At 65.5% G+C, this 18,315-nt stretch carries 12 protein-coding genes; 1 reads left to right on the top strand and 11 read right to left on the bottom strand.

Annotated features, from left to right (window positions below; genetic code table 11):
• Positions 1-6 precede the first annotated feature (6 nt).
• The 9 genes from CFB17_RS02445 to CFB17_RS02485 form a co-directional block, all read right to left on the bottom strand.
• A complete protein-coding gene (locus CFB17_RS02445) occupies positions 7-1,548 on the bottom strand; it encodes a formylglycine-generating enzyme family protein (RefSeq protein WP_088559781.1) in 1,542 nt (513 codons plus the stop codon).
• The gene (locus tag CFB17_RS02450) at positions 1,529-2,752 is read right to left on the bottom strand and encodes an FtsX-like permease family protein (protein ID WP_088559782.1); all 1,224 of its coding nucleotides are present in this window, start codon (positions 2,750-2,752) and stop codon (positions 1,529-1,531) included. The genes CFB17_RS02445 and CFB17_RS02450 overlap by 20 nt, the downstream gene beginning before the upstream one ends.
• Entirely contained in the window at positions 2,752-3,459 is a 708-nt protein-coding gene (locus CFB17_RS02455; RefSeq protein WP_165769380.1) for an ATP-binding cassette domain-containing protein, read from the bottom strand. The genes CFB17_RS02450 and CFB17_RS02455 overlap by 1 nt, the downstream gene beginning before the upstream one ends.
• A gap of 17 nt (positions 3,460-3,476) precedes the next feature.
• Positions 3,477-5,453 (bottom strand): vWA domain-containing protein, encoded by a 1,977-nt coding sequence (locus tag CFB17_RS02460; protein ID WP_088559784.1) that lies wholly within the window; start codon positions 5,451-5,453, stop codon positions 3,477-3,479.
• Positions 5,453-6,568, bottom strand: coding sequence for a tetratricopeptide repeat protein (locus CFB17_RS02465; protein WP_088559785.1), 1,116 nt, complete (start codon positions 6,566-6,568; stop codon positions 5,453-5,455). Before CFB17_RS02465 ends, CFB17_RS02460 begins: the two co-directional genes overlap by 1 nt.
• 26 nt (positions 6,569-6,594) lie before the next feature.
• On the bottom strand, positions 6,595-9,327 hold the full coding sequence (locus CFB17_RS02470; protein ID WP_243389677.1) for a virulence factor SrfC family protein: 2,733 nt from the start codon (positions 9,325-9,327) through the stop codon (positions 6,595-6,597).
• Between the two features lie 18 nt (positions 9,328-9,345).
• Positions 9,346-12,339, bottom strand: coding sequence for a virulence factor SrfB (locus CFB17_RS02475; RefSeq protein ID WP_088559786.1), 2,994 nt, complete (start codon positions 12,337-12,339; stop codon positions 9,346-9,348).
• Between the two features lie 66 nt (positions 12,340-12,405).
• On the bottom strand, positions 12,406-13,944 hold the full coding sequence (locus tag CFB17_RS02480; protein WP_088559787.1) for a hypothetical protein: 1,539 nt from the start codon (positions 13,942-13,944) through the stop codon (positions 12,406-12,408).
• A gap of 15 nt (positions 13,945-13,959) precedes the next feature.
• Positions 13,960-15,627: a VWA domain-containing protein gene (locus CFB17_RS02485; protein ID WP_165769381.1), complete on the bottom strand. Its 1,668-nt coding sequence runs from the start codon at positions 15,625-15,627 to the stop codon at positions 13,960-13,962.
• Positions 15,628-15,870: 243 nt separating this feature from the next.
• Here CFB17_RS02485 and CFB17_RS02490 point away from each other — a divergent pair, with 243 nt between their 5' ends.
• The gene (locus CFB17_RS02490) at positions 15,871-16,248 is read left to right on the top strand and encodes a hypothetical protein (RefSeq protein ID WP_088559789.1); all 378 of its coding nucleotides are present in this window, start codon (positions 15,871-15,873) and stop codon (positions 16,246-16,248) included.
• Positions 16,249-16,262: 14 nt separating this feature from the next.
• Here the strand turns inward: CFB17_RS02490 and aroC are convergent, their stop codons facing one another.
• Positions 16,263-17,339: a chorismate synthase gene (aroC, locus tag CFB17_RS02495; RefSeq protein WP_088559790.1), complete on the bottom strand. Its 1,077-nt coding sequence runs from the start codon at positions 17,337-17,339 to the stop codon at positions 16,263-16,265.
• A 71-nt stretch (positions 17,340-17,410) separates the two neighbouring features.
• Positions 17,411-18,247, bottom strand: coding sequence for an enoyl-ACP reductase FabI (fabI, locus tag CFB17_RS02500; RefSeq protein ID WP_243389678.1), 837 nt, complete (start codon positions 18,245-18,247; stop codon positions 17,411-17,413).
• Positions 18,248-18,315 lie beyond the last annotated feature (68 nt).

An 18,315-nucleotide genomic window follows, 5' to 3' on the forward strand; every position in this document is an offset into this window, starting at 1 on the left:
CTGGGTTCATTTTATTGCCGCCCGCCAGCCGTTGATGATCGTCGCCTTGGCGTCCGACCCCTTATTACGAACCACTTCGACATCGTCCCGCACGCGGCCGACAGTGGCGGCCGCATCCTTCAGCCCGAGGCCGTTCAATTCGCTTACCAGAACGTCGCTCTGCGCCTTTAGAATTGTTGTTGGATACTCGGCTGATACACGTGTGATCAACTCGATATATGCATTGCTGTCGAAGGCGTAGTCCTGATTTTCGCGATCGCACGCATCCTTGTAACGGGCCTTGGCATCGTCGGAGAGGGCCAGGAGTTTCGTGCATCGATCGAGGGCGGCAAAATGCTGGGCGAACCGGCGTCCACCGAATACGGCTGAGCGCAGCGCCTCGCGCGCGGCCCGCTCGCGCTCCTCGTTACGCGTGGCGATGTTGGTTTCGATCACCTGGGCGAGGTTCGAGAGCCGCCGTTTCATCTCGGGATTGTCGGCGTGCTCGGCCAGGGTCTTGGCCTCGGCCACGGGATCGGCCTGGTCGCGGCCGAGATCCTCCTGTTCGGGTGGCGTCTGTGCAAGCTTGGTCCAATCCGCCTGCACCTGTTGCAGTTCGGCCCGGCTGGTCAGCGAGGGGGCCACCAGGGCCAGCCTGAAGCCGGTCGTCGGCTCGCGCCTGGAGCCTTTCTGATCGGTTGGGCTGAATTCTTCGCGTGAGCCGGAGCTGATTTGTTCGAGCGGCGTCCGGTAATCGCCGCCACGCTTGACGAAGCCGCCCGCACGTCCATGTGGCCGGCCGACACGATCGAGACGGAACGGGTCCATGGTCAATTCCGCCACATTGCCAAGCATGTCGTAGAGCCCGAGCGGATTGGGCTTCAAGAGGCCGGTGACGTTGAGTTGACGGTTGGAGGATTCGGACGCCCCGTACCAGATATAGCCGGACGGCGGTCCGTTCATCGGCGGCAATCGCGCCTGAAAGTCGCTTTGCGAGACCGACATGCCACCGCGTGCCGCATATTCCCATTCGGCCTCGGTCGGCAGGCGTGTGAAAGCCGACGCGCCATCCACCTTGGGCAGCTTCGCCGCTGCATTCTTGAGTAGCCAGTCCGAATAATGCTCTGCCATGGACGCGGCCTCGGCCCAGGTGACGTTGACCGCAGGGAGCCAGCCATCATCGTCGACCTTAGGGCAGGCTCCACCGCTCATGGCGGCATATTGCAGGGCGGTGACCTCGTATTTGCCCAGGTAATAGTAACGCTCCGATTTCTCCTTTGGGTCGGTGAAGGGCGCACTGATATAGGCCACGTGCGCGTTCTCGATATAGGCGCGGGCATCGTCATGGTCGCCCAGCGTCACCTTGTAGTCGTCGAGCACGCCACTGCTGGGGATGGCCACCTTGCGAAAGGCCATACTTCCGCCGCAAGGCATGGGCAGAATGAGATCGTCTTTGTCAGGCTTGTTATTGACGTAGCGCTCAGGCCAGGTTGGCGTGTCCGCTGCCCTGGCGATGGACGAGAACGCCAGGATCAAGGCCAGGCAGGTGCTAAGCCTCGCGGATTTCATGGGCCGGCTCCAGGGTTGCGAATTTCCAGCCGATGCGTAAGGCCGGCAGGATCGAGAGCGTCAGAATGACGAGCAGGCAGCCGCCCATCAAGCCGGGCGTCAGCACGCAGGCGCGACCAGCGGCCCCCAGGCTGGCGGCGAGATGCGCGTTGATCCAATAGGCGAACGCCAGGGCCGCAACGATCGTCAGAGCCCCTCCCGCCAGGCCGACCAGGAGCGCCTGCGCAGTCGGAAAGCCGATGAGCCAGCTTCGAGGAAAGCCCATGAGGCCAAAGAGCGCTATCGTGCGCCGCTTGCGGGCCGCCATGCTCCACTGGATCGCCGCCAATCCGCCGCCCAGGCCGAGAATGCCAAGGATCGCCAAAGCCTGAACGACCGAAGTCAGATTGGTATCGAGATTGATGGCCGAGGCGATCCTTGCCGTCTGCGCGGAGACGCTCAGTCCCTCGGCGCGAAGCTTCTGGACCAGCGGCTCCACGCTTTGCAGATCGCGGGCATAGAGACGGAAATTCGGATAATAGCTGCGGGGCGTCGCGGGTTGGCCCGTCGTCACATTAAGGAGAGGAACGGTAAAACCGTCGCGAAAATCCTCGATGGCCATCAAGAGGTCGAAGCGGGCAAAGACGGCGCGGCCGCCAAAGCTGGCGGAGGGCGCGATCTCGGTCGTCGTCAGCGTCAAGACGATGGGCTCGAGTCGGCCGCCGGCGACCTGCCGTTCGACGACCAGTCGCAGCCGATCTCCCTTGGCGACACCCAATCGATCCGCCAGATCGGCCGAGAGCTTGACCGCGAAGGGGTCGGCCAGGGACGGTGAGGACGGTGGAAAAACCGGATCGCCGACGTCGGAGGGGAGGAGGCTGGCCCGCTCCTCGTGGGTGGCATCGTCCTCCTTCGCAACGGCGCCTTGGGCTGCCGCAAAGCGTGTAGCAGGGTGGAGGAAGCCCACTTCGGGCCAGGCCCGGTGGGTCGTGAACCAGTAATCGTCGAAGCGGGCCGAGCCCGTGGCATCGAGGGTGACGAGGCGGATCGCCGGGTCGGCGCGCAGGCTCGCGAAGATCTGCCCGACAATGCCCTCGCGCAACCCCAGAATGACCAGCATCGGCGCGACGACGGCTGTGATGGCCAGGCAGGCGGCGAGCGAGACGGGCCACTCGTCCAGGAGGTCCGCCAGCGCGAGCTTGAGAATCTGGAAGGGGCGGAGCATCAGTTGGTCTCGCGATCGTCGAGAACGGAGAGGCCAAGCGCGCCGCCGGAGGCGCAGGTCGCGATGCGCAATCCATGACGGACGGCGAGGTCGCGATCATGCGTCACCATGACAAGGGCGGCGTTCTCGCGGCGCGCGGCGCTTGTCAGGAGCCCCATGACTGTCTCGGCACTATCGCGGTCAAGCGAGGCGGTGGGCTCGTCGGCCAGCAGGAGCGCCGGGCGGGCGGCCAGAGCACGGGCCAGGGCGGCACGCTGGCGTTGTCCGATCGAAACATGGCGGGGCTTGCGCCGCCCCAGGCCGTCCAGGCCCAGGGCTTGCAACAGCTCTTGCACGCGCCCGGGCTCGCGCCGCCCCAGGAGCCGGAGGGGAAGGCCGACATTATCGGCCAGGGAGAGGAAGGGTACGAGGCCACCGGTCTGCAGCACATAGCCGAGATGGCGGGCTCGCCAGTTGCGCAGCCCGCCGCGATCGTGTCGCTGCCACAGATCGGCCAGGGAGATCGGCGCATCCTCTGCATGATGAAAAGTAAAGCGCTGGGCGCGGTCGGGCTTGAGGATTCCCGCCATGATGTCGAGGCAGGTACTCTTGCCCGAGCCGCTTTGCCCGACGATGGCCACCGCCTCGCCCGGTGCCACCGCGAAATGTCGCACGACGAGTTCGAAGCTGGCGTCCCGCCGGAGCGCGACGTCGTCGAGGGTGAGCAAGGCCGCCGGCCGGGTCGTCAGGGGAGCGACTCGAGCGGAACAGGGAACACGGTGTCGCCCGGATCGTCGCCGGGATTCAATGCGACCCAGTGCGTGGTGTCGTCGTGATAGCGTTGGTAGAGGCGAATCTTTGAATTGATGCCGTCGATGATGGCCTGCTGCTCGCCCACACTCATGGCTGTCCAGTCATCCTGGCTGAGCGTCATGATCTGGCTCTCGAAGGGTAGTCCGTCCAGATATTCGCCCATTAGGCCCGTGGCCTCCAGGTTCTTGGCCTGTCCCTGGCCGATCTTGGAGGGGTCGCGACCGACAGCGGCCGCGGCACTGCGCAACTGGTTGAAGAGGTCGCCAGGGTCGACCTGTGCTGCCTCCAGGGCATCAACTGTAGTCTGCAACGTGCGCTGCAGATCGGAGAGCTGGTTCTTGGTCAAGAGCACGCGTACCGAGAAGGGGGCGATGTCCGGGTGCGCGAAGTCGCGATCCGACGCCCAGGCTTCGAACATCGAGGGTGCCTCGGCACCAGCCTCGCGACCCAGATAGGCGAGCGCCATGGCGCGACCGACCTGGGAGGCACTCTGGTCGATGGTGGGCGCCCCTTTGCTCGTCTTCGCGGCGGGGGCCGGTTCGTCGCCAGGTTGAGCGATCGCCTTTTGCGCGTCCGCTACCTGCTTGACCAGCGCTTCGGCCAGCTGTTGCACCGTCGACTTGAAGGCGTCGGGATTGCCGGCCTCGACAGGATAATAAAGCGAGCCCACACCCGGATATTGGGTCAAGGACTTGTATTGCGCCTCGGCCGTCGCGTGATCCTTTGCCCCCGAAGCTGTCTTGAGATGCAAGGTATAGATCGCCGTGCCCTGGGATTGCGCCAGTTGGCGGATCTGATCGGTGTTCATCTTGGTGCTGGAGAGCGGCGAGTTGCCCTCGCGCGAGCTCGCATCGGTGATCATGACGATGAAGCGGGCACCAAAGCCTTTCCAGTCGACGCCGCTAAGCGCCTTGTCGATGCCGGCATAGCCGTCCTCGGCGTAGGCGCGGGTCGAATCCTTCGAGGCCTTCACATCCTGCGTGGCGGTCTCGAAGTCCTTGTCGCTCCTGATGCTGTTGGGATCGGCGAAGGTCTTAGTGAGATACTCCATCCCCTTGACCTTGGTCGGATCGTCCCGATAGGCGACGAGCCCGAAGCGGACCTTGTCCGCGAGGCCGGCCTGCTCGACCTGCTTCAGGACGCCGTCCATCGCCTCGCGCGTGCGGTCGATATAAGGCTGCATCGACGACGAGGCATCGATGACGAAGACGACGCCGGCGCGGAAGTTCTCGAGTGCCGAGGGATTGACCCGTCGTCGAAGCTGCTCGACCGGTGCCGCATCGGCATTCTTGGTGACGCTCGCCACCTTGACGGTGCGCACCTGGAAGCCTGTTGCCAGACGGCGATTCTGCGCTTCCAGGATTGGCAGCATATAAAAATTCTTCTCGAAATCGACCGGCACCTCGGGCTCGATCGAGACGATGGGCGATGCGGGTGGCAGCTTGCCGCTGTCGATCTCCTGGCGAGCCTCTGCGGCCTTGGCGGCCACGTCCTTGTCGTTCAGCCAATCGAGAAGTGGTTGTTGGTCCTTGAAGAAGAGCACCCGGTCACGATTGGCCCGCTCGGTGAAGGCTAGGACCAGGGCGTGCTGCCAGGGAATCGTCGCATCCTCGGCGATAAAACCCGTAATCTTGCCCTTGGCGTCGGTACCCACCTGGAGAAAGCCCGGCTGACCGTTCGCGCCGGGAGTCCGGGCATAGACGAAAAGGGGCGTGAAGGCCGGGATCGCCTCCGTGCCGGGCGCACCGGCCGTGGCAGCCAGCTTGGCACCCGGGCGGGTCAGGACCCGCTCAAAGAGCGTCGTCTTGCCCGGGATGAGAAGCGGCGTTTTTGTCTGCGCTACTGAGGTGTGCGTGCCTCCGAGGACAAAGAAAAAAGTCATGCAAAAGCAGAGTGCCAGGTGTCGCATCAAGGGGCCGCTCCGTTCGCGCCTGGCGCCTGTGCCTTGGCGGCGTCGGCCGCTTTTTGGGCCCAGTAGGTGGCTCGCTCCGCAGCATCGGGGCGCGTGATCTGGGGATCCTTCAAGAGCGTGCCCAGGCGCTGCATCGCCTCGGCGTTGCCCTTGTCAGCCGCTTTCTCATACCAGGTGCTTGCCTCGTCGGGATCGGCCTTGGCCACCGGACCCTGGCCGGGCTTGAAGGATTGCGGATCGTACATGCGCGCTATCGTCAGCATCGAGGGAACGTCACCTTCTTGGGCGGCCCGACGATAAAGGAGGAAGGCAGCGTCGGCCTGACCGGCGTCGGCAAAGCGCTTCGCCTCGCGAGCGGCATCCTCGCCATTGGGCTTTTTCTGGCTGATATAGCCACGCGCACCATCCAGCGTGAGCGGCACGCTATCGGCAGCAACCGGCGGGGGTTGTGTCGCTGCCTGTTCCACTTCGCCCTTGCCGCGCATGAAGAACCACCAATAGGCCCCCCCGCCGGCCGCCAGCAGCACGAGCAACGCGAGGAGCAATGGCAGCACATAGGATCGGCCGGTCGTCGTGACGGGCGGCATAGGGGCCCGCCGTTCCGGCGGTGGCTCCGGCGGGGGGGCGGCAACGGGCTCGGGCAGGACTGCTGCCATGTCGGCGAAACTCGACAGATCGTCGGGCTCGGAGGTCGGGCTGCTCGCGGGCTCTGGCTTCGTTTCAGCTGGCGGATCGGCAGGTTGGGGGTCGGGCGGCGTCGATGGCAGGCGCAGGGGCAGCCACGCCAGCCTGTCTTCGACGCGATTGCCCGATGCGTCACGCAGGTGGAGCAGATAGGCGGTATGCGGCTTCAGTCGCCAAGTCAGCGCCGGCCCCATCTCAAAGGTCAGGGATTTGCCTTCAAGTCGCGCATTGCCGGGCTTGAACCAGCGTTCTCCCGCCACCCAGTGCGGCTCGCTCCGGGCAAGGGGATCGAGGAAATGCGGCGTACCGCGGTCCAGCCGCGCCATGCCGATCTCGAGCGTCGCCGGATCGAGATCCAAGGGCTGCAGGCAGGTGAGCCGGACGTAGCCAGCTTCCATGGCAGCGGTCTGTTCGACCCGGGTCGGCATTGATGCTCCTCGCTCTTCTTATCTGATCAACTGGCGAGACGCGCCAGGGACGTCGGATCGATCCGCTTGAGGACCTGGCCCAGCGTCTGGTTCTCGGCATCGCTGATGTCACGACCGGCCGCGTGACCGACATTGTCATTGCCGAATTGGCGCAGAGCCACGCCCCAGTCGACGAAGAAGGCAATGTCCATGCGCTCACGCTGCGCGCCCAGTTCCCGACCCGGCTGCCGGAGCGAGGCCAGCGAGAAGACGGGGCGCTGGCGTTCCTGCGGCGCCTCGGGAAAACCCGGCCGCGCTTCGGGCGCTAGATCACCATATCCCAGATAAGCGACGAAATCATTGATCTGGAAGGTGGCGATCTCGATGACCCGATCGGCCGCATCGACCCAGCGGGCACCGATCGAGAGGGTCTCCCGCCTCACGTCATCGGCGATCTGGCGATCCAGTCCGACGCGTCCAGCACCGACCAGCAGCTCATCGACGATCTGGCCGACGAGGGGCGCTGGCAGGTGCATCTTGGCCAAGGCCGTCTCGTTCTGCTGCAGCTCACGCAAATGAGCCGCCCAGAGATTGAGGATGCGGGTGGCAAAGACATCCGGCCGCTCGACGCGTCGACGCTCTGGCGCCGAGGCAGCGGCGGGTGTGGCCGGTGCGGCGGCCCAGGGATCGGCCCCCCATGGATCGTCGACGACGGGGGGGGCTTTGCCGGCATCGGCCGTGTCGCCCACGGCTGGCGGCGCATCGAGTTCGTCCTCCCTGAGTGCCGCCACGTTGTGAAAGACGCCTCTGATGTCGGCATCGGCCAGCATCAGGCGATGGAGAAAATGCGCGAGCGCCTTGAAATCATGTTCGCGCAGCGCGGCATGCAATTCGCGCCGGACACGCTGCAAGGCTTCATCGCGCTGCTGCCGTCCGGCATCGCCATCGGCATGATAGAAGCTGCGCAGTGGCCGCTCCAGCGCGGTGGCGGCCTCCAGGAGGCGCTCGGTCGCCTGGCGGCGTTTGAGGTTCGGATCCAGAACTTCACCCAGCCGCTGGACGAGAAAGGCCACGCCGCCATCGTTGGGCGACATCGCCGCATCCCATACCTCTGCCTTGCGGGCGAAATGCTTGTCGACCTCGGGTGAGTTCATGAAGGCCGCACGGTAGTCCGCAATGAGGTCCGCCGAGGCTTGGGCCGGACCTTTTTCCTCAAGTGTGCGGGCATCCACATAGTCCATGAGATGGACCTGCTTGAGGCCGGGATTACGCAGGAAAAGTGTGTTGGCGAAAGGCTTGCCGTCCCAGTCGGACGGCCAGCCATCCTTGCCGTAGAGTTCCAAAAGCGAGGCGTGCAGGCGCCGGTCCCATTTGCCGGCGCGGGATTCGGCTGTCTCGCCACCCTTTTCGAGAAATTCGAGATCGTGCTTGGTCAGGACCAGGAAGAGCGCGTTCTTGACTTGTCGGCGGCGTTCCGGTGTCGCGCCGTGCGTGGCGGCGATCCAGTTGCGGACCATGCCGGCCAGATCCTTAACCTCGGCGACGCTGGGCGGCATGCAGAGCAGCATCGAGGTGAGTTCGAGCTCGTCCGTGTAGCGCTGGAACAGATAAGCGATCTTGCCGCGCAGGAAGAGCTCGCGCGTCTGGGCCTGGCGGTCGCTCTGATCCTGCGGCAGGGCGGTGAGCTTGAGCCTTGAGCGGGCGCCGGGGAAATCCAGCAGGTCGGTATGCTCGAAGAAGGGCCAGGGCTGCTTGGCGATGACGAGGCTGACCTCGGCGATCAGCGCCGTCAACGTGGCGCGCGGCAGGTTCGTGGTCGCCTGCGCGCGACCCTGCTTGTCGATCGGTACGATCTCGATCGTATCGTTGCGGTCGGCCTCCGAACCAAGCCGGCCGAGTACCGCCACGTCGATGATGCTGTTGGGCTGCGAGCCGATCTCGCGCGGGATAAGCCCGCCAAGGGCAGCGCGTGCGTCCGGTGCCTGACCCACCTGATCCAGGGCCGTGGCCAGGCTGAAGAAGAGTTCGGTAAAGGCTTCCTGCTTGCCCCAAAGGAGGGCAAAGAGCTCTGCCCGCTGGCGGAGACCGAGCCGACCTGCCGTACGGATCAGGCCCTGCCAGTAGTCGGCCCGGGTGAACGCGCCGATGCGCGAGCCAAAATTGCGCTGGAAATAGTCGGCGAGATCGAAGAGGACGACGTCGTCCAGATGGGGTAGCGTGTTCGGACCCGCGGCCGCTTCGGCTGCCTTGACGGCAGCGCGGATGGCCGCCTCGTCCGGCTGCTCGATCGTCATATTGTTCGGGTCGAAGTCGAGAAAGAAGCTGTTGGCCAGAATCTTGACGAGATCGGTCTCGGTAAGGAGCCTCAACATGACCGGGTGGGCTGGGTCGCTCCCATCCTGGCGAATGGTGAAGCGGGTGACGAGGCCGGTCGATTCGCGATCGCCCGGCGGATTGATCTCCCGCAGGAAATCCCTGGTCTCGCTGCCGAAGACGATGTCCAGGCGCTCACCCTGGGGGCGCGCCAGGGCCGAGACGAGATAGGACTTGCCGGCTTGGCTGGGCCCGAAGACGCCCACGCAGTTATTGCGGGCAGCGGCGCTGGCGAGACGTCTTGCGGCCAAGCGAGCGCGCCTCGTGGCGTCGGTGACGCTGTCGGCCTGGTTGGCCACGCTGGCTGCGTGCGTGCTGACCTGCTCGATCCAGAGCTTGGCGTCGGCAGCACCTTGTTCGAGGTCGTTGACGGCCGTCGTCAGGTCCGCCATGTCGGGCTCGCTCATCCGGCGTTCCTTTGCTCGCTAGCTCTTCAAGAGAATGCCGGAATCGAGCCAGTAGCCCTGGGCATTGTCGATCGTCTGCAATCGCAGGCGTAACTGATTGCTGCTGATCGTGCGGCCTTGCGCGTCCTCAATGCGGCGGATCGTGAACGCATCGACGATTTCCTTGCTCTCGCGGCCCTTGGCCCTTTGCATCTCGACCTTGAGCGGCGTTCGCGGATTGAGCGTGGCCGCAGCCTCGGGTGTGGCGTAGTCCAGCCAGTAGAGCCGCGAGCCCGGCCACCAGTCGACACCGAATTGGCGAAAGCCCAGGGTCAAGGGGCCGCGGAACTCGAAGCCCGTCTCCGGCAGTTCGTAGTCCGGGTTGTCGAGGTCGAGCTCGCGATAGATGACATTGTCCTCGCGCAGCCGATTGTCGGTGTCGAGCTTGCCGAAATAGCGTGCGGTCGAGCGCGGCCGCAGGTGATCCGAGCGATAATTGAAGTCGCGCAGGCGGCCCTCGCCCAGAAGGCAGATCATGGCGCCGACAGCTGCCGTTGTCTTGGGATCGGCGATCCGCGATTCGAAATCGCGAAAAGGATACCAGGGGCCGACCCGAAACTCGTGCAGCGGCACGATGCGGTGCGGCGGCAGAGCGCTGGTTTCAGCCAGGAGACCGAAGGCCGCGGGCAGGCGGGAGGGCCGTCCCGAGAGAATGAGAAGATCGGCCTCCGAGCGGCGGACGAGCTCCGCGAAGGCCTGCAGGACGTCGATCAGGACGCTGCGCGCCGTGCGGTCGATATCCTTGAGGTCGACGGGAAAGCTTACCGACGCGAGACTGAAATCGGGCGCGCCGTGCTTGCGGATCTCGCCATCGATAGCCGCGACGAGGCTCTTGTTCAGACCGTGGCCGAAGACCGAATCGAGGCTGAGCGGCTCAAGCCGATCCTCGCCCGAGAGAGGATCCCAGTTCTCGTAGGCCTCGATCATCTTGAGCGCGATCGGCGCGCCGATATGGGCGGCGAATTGCTGCCGGCGAAGCTGTTCCTCGACGTCCATATCGCCGCGGTCGCCGCCGAAGAGCCGATGCATCAGATAGTCGGTGCGGGGACCGAGCCCAAGCGCGTTCAGCGCTTTGCGGATCGGCTCCAGCACGTGGTCGAGGACGATCTGGAAGACGACGTCGTCGCCCGCCACGCTGATTCCCTCGCGGAGGACCTGCTCGGGGAAAAGCGTGACGTTGGCGCCTTGCCCCTCCACCCGGTAGGCGGTCACGACGAGATCCGTCGTCCCGCCGCCGATATCGAGGGTGGCCAGGCGAAACGAGTTGCCGGCCTCCGGGTCGGCGCGGTTCACTGGCAGCCGGGAGCGGGAAAAGAAGCTCCGTGCGTCGCCCTGATAGGCTATGCCGATCTGACTGTAGAGATAGGCTGCCTGAGTGGCGCTGGCTTCGTCCCACTCGATAACGATGTCTGGTAGGGTCGCCCCTTCGACAGCGACCACCTCGCCGCTGCCGTCCGTGCCGCGCGGCTCGATGCGGGCCAGGCCGAGGCAGAGAAAGACGAGATCGCGGGCCGCCGTTGCCCGCTTGCGCAGGATCTGCCGCTCGGCCAGCGGCATGGCGGTTGGCATCGTCATGATGATGCGCCGCAGCCGGCGCGGCAGGTCGGCATTGCGGCGGCGCAGGCGATGGGCCGGCGCGTTCATCATCGAGAAGGTGTGGAGGAAGATCTCCGAGAGTGCGATCGTCATCAAATGGCTGCGGGCATAGAGTGCCCTGATCGACGGGAAGCGCGCATCGTCATGCGCGGGAACACCTTCCGGCACGCTGTAGAGCGGCTCGCCCAAATCGTTGATGAGCGTGGTGAACTCCACGCCCGTGGCATAGCCCGACTGGTCAGGCTTGCCTATCGGCCCGTTGAAGCGCCAGCCGTCCCGCCTTGCATCCTCGTCCCAGAGATAGCGCTTCGGGCTCGACATGCCGGTGGCGCCCTCGCTGCCGCGCCTCTGACTTGAAAGGCGCTGGGCCTCGGTGCCGACCCGGGCCACCGTTGGCCAGGAAAAGGCATCGGAGCGACCCGAGAGGAACGAGATGTCGTCGGCGCCAAAGCTCGCTTTGTTGAATTCGAGGCGGCTGTCGAAGGGGAGCGTATCGACGTTCTCGGGCTGCGAGAGGTCGCGCATGGCGAGCTTGACGGCTTGCGTCACGTCGGCGCTCAGCTGATCGGGGTGGGTCTCGATCAGGAGACCGCAGGTTCGCGAGTTGCCGACATCGAGGACAAGATCGACGTCGATCGGCGTGGCCAGAGGCCGGGTGTAGCGGTCGACGAAGCGGAAGCTCGGCAGGATCTTCAGAGCGTCAATCAGGTCGATGAGAGCCAGATAGCGCGCCACGTCCTCGCGCGGGCCTTCCAGCCGCTCGGCTATCATGGCCTCGGTAAGCACGGGTTCGATCCGGCTCCGGGCGCGCTCTTCCCGCTGGATCATGTCGGTAAAGGCGCTCCGGCACCATGCCGTCACCCAGTTCTGCTGGGCAAACCAGGAAAGCTTCTCCGGATTGGCCGCCAGCGAGAATTCCGCCCCGCGCTGCGCATCCTCGGGGGCGGGCGCCAGATAGGCCGTATCGGCCGAACGCGGCGCGAGATCGGTGTCGAAGGCAATGACGAGGCGATGGTCATAGCCGTCCTGGTCGGGCTCGTTCAGCCGGGCCAGATAGGCGCGCGCCCAGTTGATCGGCCCCTGCTCATGACCGCCCGCCTTCTCGCGGCGGAACATTGGCAAGGGGACCCAGACCCGGTCCAGCGTCTCGACGACGCGGCGCCAGTCGACCTCGTAGGTGACACGGCCGGAGGGTGGGGCATCGCCGCGGGCGACGAGGAGAGGCGAGGGATGGCTTGCTGGGTCGTCATAGAACGACCATTGGGTCGGCAGTTCCTTGGAGCGGGCCATCGTGAAGCCCAGATCGATGAACTGCACGCCGCTTTGCGGCACCAGCCAGACGACCGGCGGACACTTGATGACCTGTCCAAGGCTCATGCCGTCACTCCCTTGGCATGGCGTCTGGCGCCATGCGCGCTTTTCCTGCGAGGCCTGGGGGTAACCTCATGGTCTCGCGCGGTCAATCTTCACCTCGTAGCCCGTTCCTCCGGCATTGGCACCCATGCAGGCGGTCTGGCCGCTCGCATCGCGGGTGCAGGTCGTGGTCGATTTTTCGAAGGCCTGCCCGTCAGGGCAGCGGAGATTGTCCAGTTCCTGTACCTGCAGCTTGCCGTTTTCCATGAGCGCGCGCGCCGGCGCGCTGCACTCCATGCCGTTGGACCGCCGCACGACCGAACGCCCATTTCCGGATTTGTCGAACTGATAGGTCTGGTTGAGTTTCGCCCCTGTGTCCTGGTCGACCAGCCCGCTCTGGCTTCGCCATTGGCCTGCAAGGAAGTCGGCAGGACCAGTCCCGGCGCCGGCAGCGGCATCGCTCGGGATCGACAAAGGCGGACCGGCTGGCGCGTTGGCGTCCTCCCCAGGTTTTGTGCCGTCGGGCGGGCTGCCGTTTTGCCCCGTCTCGGGTTTAGGTGGCTGTGTCGCCGGATTGGGCGGCGTGCCAGCCCCGTTTTGATCCTGTTTGTCTTGCTTGTCCTGCTGGCCGTTCGGCTGATCCTGCGTCTTGGCGTCTGGTTTCGGGGTTGTCGGCTGTTGGCCATCGCCCTTTTCACCCGCGTCCTTGGGAGACGGTGCTCGATCGCCCTTTGCGTCGTCGCCCGAAGGGGCACTGCCCGGCGTGACTGCGCCCTTGTCCGCGCTTGTGCCGGCAGCGTTGCCATCGAGCACGACCTGGCCACGGTCCACGAGTCGGCCGTTCGTATCGTAGAAGAGGCCCCCCCGTTCCTTGACGATACGGCCATCGATCGTCCGGAAGCTTCGCTCCGGTTCCTTTGGATGCAGCACCGACTGCAACGTAACCGGCGGCTTCCAGCCGGCAATCTCGGTATCGCGTGGCCAGAAGAGAAAGAGGAGGAGCAGCAGCAACAGGAGCAGGAGCAGCGGCCAGAGTAGCCACGACCACCAGCGTCTCCGCGTTGGCTCGGCCACCGGCGGCACAAGCGGGGGCTCAGGCGAGGCCGGGGGTGGTTCGGTCGATCGGGCCGCCGCTGGCGCCAAGCCAAGTGGCTCGAAGGGCTTTTGCCCAGGTTCGCTGAAGCCCCAAAAGGTGGCGACCGGCTGGTCGTCGACGAAATGGAGATGCGCATCGTTGGGCGTCTTGAGCGCCTGCTCGAGCACGGCGGCAAAGGCTTGGCCGCCACTCGGTCGGCCATTGGCCGAGGGCGTCGCCTCGCGCAGCAATTCCTGGCGATAGCGTTCGAACTCGGCCCGCATGATCTGCAGATCCAGCGCTCGGTCGGCCTGCTCGGCAGGCGAGAGATCTCGCCAACTCACGGCCTTGCCTGCTATGGGCGCCACCCATCGGATCGTCTGGCTGCGTTCGTCGGTCTGGGGGCGGGCGAAGAAATTCGCATAGCGGGGACCAAGCTTCCGTTCGATGGCCGCCCGCAGCTGAACATAGGATTGGTGTACCGGTTGGCCGAATGCGCCCAGTGGTTGATAACCAGAAGCGCTGCCTTCCAGAAGAATGTCGCCCTGTCGCATGCGCGCCTCTTTATCCTACTTGCAGCTGCTGGCGTCGGGATAGCCGCTCGCCTGCTGTGCTTGAACCTGCATCTGGCTGGCTGTCTGCGGCGTGAACACGCGGCCGCCACCGCGGCTGGCGACACAGCTCAATGCTGATTGCCCGGCGCTGTCATTGGCAAGATCAATGACATTGATCGTCACGTTTGGATGGGCTGCGCGGATGGCGGCAGCGGCCTCACAGGGATTGCGTCCGCAGGTATCCTCGCCATCGCTCACAACGACGATCGTCGAGGGGAGGTTGGCGGTCGAGACGACGGCATTCCCGGCACGGGTGATCGAGGCGGCGAGCGAGGTGCCGCCCGTGGGCTGCACACCTTGCACCTGCCCGATCAGGGTCGGCCGCTGGGCCGAGCTGTAGAGCGGTGTGCGCTGCGTCGCATTGCAGTCGCTGAACGAGACCATGCCCGTCCGGATCGAGGGGTGGAGATGGTCGACGACGCGGCTGATCGAGCTCTTGGCGGCGCCGATCTTCGAGCTGCCGCCACCCGGCAGGTCCTCGCTCATGCTGCCGGAGCCGTCGAGGACGAAGACGACGCGCGGCGGGTCCTCGGGCTTCCAAGGCGGATTGCAGGCTGCCGCGGTTGACGATTTGGGTGGCGTGGCCGGAGGCGGGGGAGCGGGCTGCGCCTTAGGGGGCGCCGGCCGCGCCGGCTCGACCGGACGTGGCTTCTCCTCGCGCGGCTTCGATGGTTCCTCGGGCGGCTTCGGGGCCGGCGGCGGCGATTTCGGCGGCTCGACTTTTTGCGGCTCGGGCTTGACCGGCGTCTGCTCGGGCGGTGGCGTCTGCACCGAGGCGGCCGGCGGCGGTGGTGCCACGCAGGCCTGAAGAAACCGATCGCTTACAGGCTTTGTCGCGAGCAGGGCCTGCCGCAGCGCTTCCAGTCGAGCCAGTGGCGCCAGCGACGGATCGGTGGCCGACGGACCGGGCTTGACGAGGTCGACCGTCACTGGCTCCAGGGGGGCGAAGGCGCGCCAGCCGAGCCAGCCCGCCAGCAGGATGAGGAGAAGTGGGAGGGTCCAGGCCCAGGCGGGAACGCCTCGGCCCGACACGTGCGTCGTCGGCGCCGATGGCTTGCTCGCCGGTGCGGCGGCGGTTTCATCTTCCGTCGCGGCTACGGTTTCCACCGCCGCCTCGGCGGCCGTCGGGGCGCTGCTGGCCGAGGCTTGCGACACCGGCACCATGGCCGCGGGCAGCGGGTCGGGGCGTGGCTGCCCGGGGCGCGCATGCCCCCAATAGGTCAGCACTGGATTGACCCCGTCCGTCGTCAATGCGGCGACCCCGGTTGGGGTAACCAGGGCCGAGCGCAGCATGTGCGCGGCGACCCGGCCGGCATCGCCTTGCTCGTCCAGCTTGTCGGCCAGGGCATCGATGTTGCGGATGGCGACAGCGGCCTTGCCCTGAAGATCGGCCCGCGTGGCGGCGGGCAGATCGGAGAGCGAACGAAGCGGGCGGCCATCACTGCCGCTCCAGCCGGTGATCCGCCCCGCGGCATCGAAGACGGGAACGCCGAGCAGTGCCGCATCGGCTTCACCGAGACGGCCACGCAGCAAAGCGGCCAACCGCCCATGGCTCTGGACGACCGGACGATCGAGCGTCCGCAGTTGCTCTAGTTCACTGTCCTCGGGTCCGTCCTGCGCCATCGTTCCTCGGTCATCGCCATCGACCACCGGGAGAGATGGCCTTATCTGGCTGGTGCGGACGCTGGTCGTCCGTTCCACATCGCTGTCCGACGGACACGGCCGACAGCGATGCCGAGCTATGCCAGCAGACCAGCCCATTGAAAGCAAGACGGGTTTGAGTGAAGCTTTGCTTGAGTTTGCGCGTGTGGCTGCCAGAAGATGGCTAAGCCGCGCTAGAACAGGGCTAAAGCAGGTGGACCGGCGATGGCGGAAGGCGAAAGAAGACAGGCGTCGCGCAAAGGCGGCATTGCCTTCCTGGGCGTGACCGGGTTGCTGGTCCTCGTCTGCGCGGCGCTGGCCTATATGGGCTATGGGCGCGAGGCTCCCGTCAGGCAGAATGTCGTCGAAGGTCCGCCGCAGCAGCCGACCGAGGCGCAGCGTCAGGCGGCATCGAAGGCGCTTTTGGCGGTGGGCGTCATGGAAGAGCGGCTGCGCACGACGCTGGCTGCGATGGACCCGCCCAATTGCCCGCCCGGTGCCGTTCTCGATCAGGCAAAGCTCGGCGAGGCCCGTGCGGCCAGCAAACCCGATATCGACAAATGGCAGGCGCTTCTGGCGAGCAGCGCGCCGATTCAGCCCTAAGGCTGCCAGATCTCTCAGCCGCGGGCGTAGACGCCACGGTGCCGGAGTAGGTGGTCGGCCAGGACGATAGCCATCATGGCCTCGCCCACCGGCACGGCACGGATGCCCACGCAGGGATCGTGGCGGCCTTTGGTTGCAACCTCGATTTCGTCGCCATCGCGATTGATGCTGCGCCTGGGCGTCAGGATCGAGCTGGTGGGCTTCACGGCGAAGCGGCAGACGATGGGTTGACCGCTGGAAATGCCGCCCAGGATGCCGCCCGCATGATTGGAGAGAAATCGCGGGCCGTCATTGCCCATACGGATCTCGTCGGCATTGTCCTCGCCGCGCAGGCCGGCGGCAGCAAAGCCGTCGCCGATCTCGACACCCTTGACGGCATTGATGCTCATCATGGCCTTGGCGAGGTCGGCGTCGAGCTTGTCGTAGATGGGCTCGCCCCAGCCGGCCGGAACGCCCTCGGCGACCACTTCGATTACGGCACCGACCGACGATCCCGCCTTGCGAATCTCCAGAAGCTGTTCTTCCCAGCGCGCCGCTGCAGCGGCGTCCGGGCACCAGAAGGGATTGCGTTCGATCTCGTGCGGGTCGAAGCGAAGGGGGTCGATCCGATCCTGGCCGATCTGGATCAGATAGCCGCGGATTGCCACCTCCGGGCCGAGGATCTTGCGGGCGATGGCGCCCGCAGCCACGCGTGACGCCGTCTCGCGGGCCGAGGATCGGCCGCCGCCCCGGTAGTCGCGGATTCCGTATTTCGCCTCGTAGGTAATGTCGGCATGGCCCGGCCGGTAGCTGTCCTTGATCTGGCCATAATCGCGCGAGCGCTGATCCTCGTTGCGGATCAGCAACGAGATCGGCGTGCCGGTCGTCTGCCCCTCGAACACGCCCGAGAGGATCTCGACCTTGTCGGGCTCCTGGCGCTGGGTCGTGAACTTGGACTGACCGGGCTTGCGGCGGTCGAGCCAGAGCTGGATGTCGTCTGCGCCGAGCTCGATCAGCGAGGGAACGCCATCGACAACGACGCCGATGGCCGGCCCGTGGCTTTCTCCCCAGGTGGTGAAGCGAAAGAGAGTGCCGAAGCTCGAGCCGGCCATGCTTGAATTACCAGGTTGCTGCCGTTGAAATCGGCGGGGGTGGTAGGGCAGACCCAAGTCGGCCGCAAGGGTCAGTCCTTGGCAAGCGCGATGTCCGGCGCATCGATCGCCTTCATGCCGACGACATTGTAGCCACTGTCGACATGCAGGATCTCGCCCGTGGTGCCAGCACCAAGATCGGAGAGGAGATAGAGCGCTGCCCCGCCCACGTCCTCAATGGTAGTATTGCGCCTGAGCGGTGCGTTCAACTCGTTCCATTTGAGAATATAGCGGAAATCGCCGATGCCGGACGCTGCCAGCGTCTTGACCGGGCCGGCCGAGATTCCGTTCACGCGAATCCGGCTCTGGCCCAGGTCTACCGCCAGGTATTTGACGGAGGCCTCGAGCGCTGCCTTGGCCACGCCCATGACGTTATAGTGCGGCATGACGCGCTCGGCCCCCGCATAGGTCAGCGTCAGGAGGCTGCCGCCATCGGTCATGAGCGGTTCGGCCCGGCGGGCGAGATCGGTGAAGGAGAAGGCCGAGACGTGCATCGTCATCTTGAACGTCTCGGCCGTGACCTCGAGATAGCGCCCGCGTAGCGCTTCCTTGTCGGTGAATCCGATCGCGTGGACCAGGAAGTCGAGCCGGCCCCATTTTGCCTCGAGATCGGCGAAAAGGGCATCCAGGCTTGCGGGATCGGTCACGTCGGCAGGCAAAAGATGCGCTGCGGCGACCCGCTCGGCCAGGGGGCCGACCCGCTTCTTCAGTGCCTCGCCCTGATAGGTGATCGCCAGCTCCGCGCCCTGTGCATGGACCTGTTGGGCAATGCCCCAGGCGAGCGAGCGCTCATTGGCGATCCCCATGATCAGCCCGCGCTTGCCGGCCATCAGCGTCCCGCTTGGGATCTGTGCTTGAGATTGTGTCATCGTATCGGGCATAGGCTTCGGCTATCAAGTCCGGGTTGAATGTGCGCGGGCTACGTGAGCCGGCATCT

This window comes from Arboricoccus pini, assembly GCF_900187945.1.
Lineage (GTDB): Bacteria > Pseudomonadota > Alphaproteobacteria > Geminicoccales > Geminicoccaceae > Arboricoccus > Arboricoccus pini.

Bases quoted from the DNA above. Each gene is read 5' to 3' on its own strand.
- CFB17_RS02450 (WP_088559782.1), bottom strand. From the start codon at position 2,752: ATGCTCCGCCCCTTCCAGATTCTCAAGCTCGCGCTGGCGGACCTCCTG.
- CFB17_RS02460 (WP_088559784.1), bottom strand. From the start codon at position 5,453: ATGCGACACCTGGCACTCTGCTTTTGCATGACTTTTTTCTTTGTCCTC.
- CFB17_RS02490 (WP_088559789.1), top strand. From the start codon at position 15,871: ATGGCGGAAGGCGAAAGAAGACAGGCGTCGCGCAAAGGCGGCATTGCC.
- CFB17_RS02465 (WP_088559785.1), bottom strand. From the start codon at position 6,568: ATGCCGACCCGGGTCGAACAGACCGCTGCCATGGAAGCTGGCTACGTC.
- fabI (WP_243389678.1), bottom strand. From the start codon at position 18,247: ATGACACAATCTCAAGCACAGATCCCAAGCGGGACGCTGATGGCCGGC.
- CFB17_RS02445 (WP_088559781.1), bottom strand. From the start codon at position 1,548: ATGAAATCCGCGAGGCTTAGCACCTGCCTGGCCTTGATCCTGGCGTTC.
- CFB17_RS02485 (WP_165769381.1), bottom strand. From the start codon at position 15,627: ATGGCGCAGGACGGACCCGAGGACAGTGAACTAGAGCAACTGCGGACG.
- aroC (WP_088559790.1), bottom strand. From the start codon at position 17,339: ATGGCCGGCTCGAGCTTCGGCACTCTCTTTCGCTTCACCACCTGGGGA.
- CFB17_RS02470 (WP_243389677.1), bottom strand. From the start codon at position 9,327: ATGAGCGAGCCCGACATGGCGGACCTGACGACGGCCGTCAACGACCTC.
- CFB17_RS02480 (WP_088559787.1), bottom strand. From the start codon at position 13,944: ATGCGACAGGGCGACATTCTTCTGGAAGGCAGCGCTTCTGGTTATCAA.
- CFB17_RS02475 (WP_088559786.1), bottom strand. From the start codon at position 12,339: ATGAGCCTTGGACAGGTCATCAAGTGTCCGCCGGTCGTCTGGCTGGTG.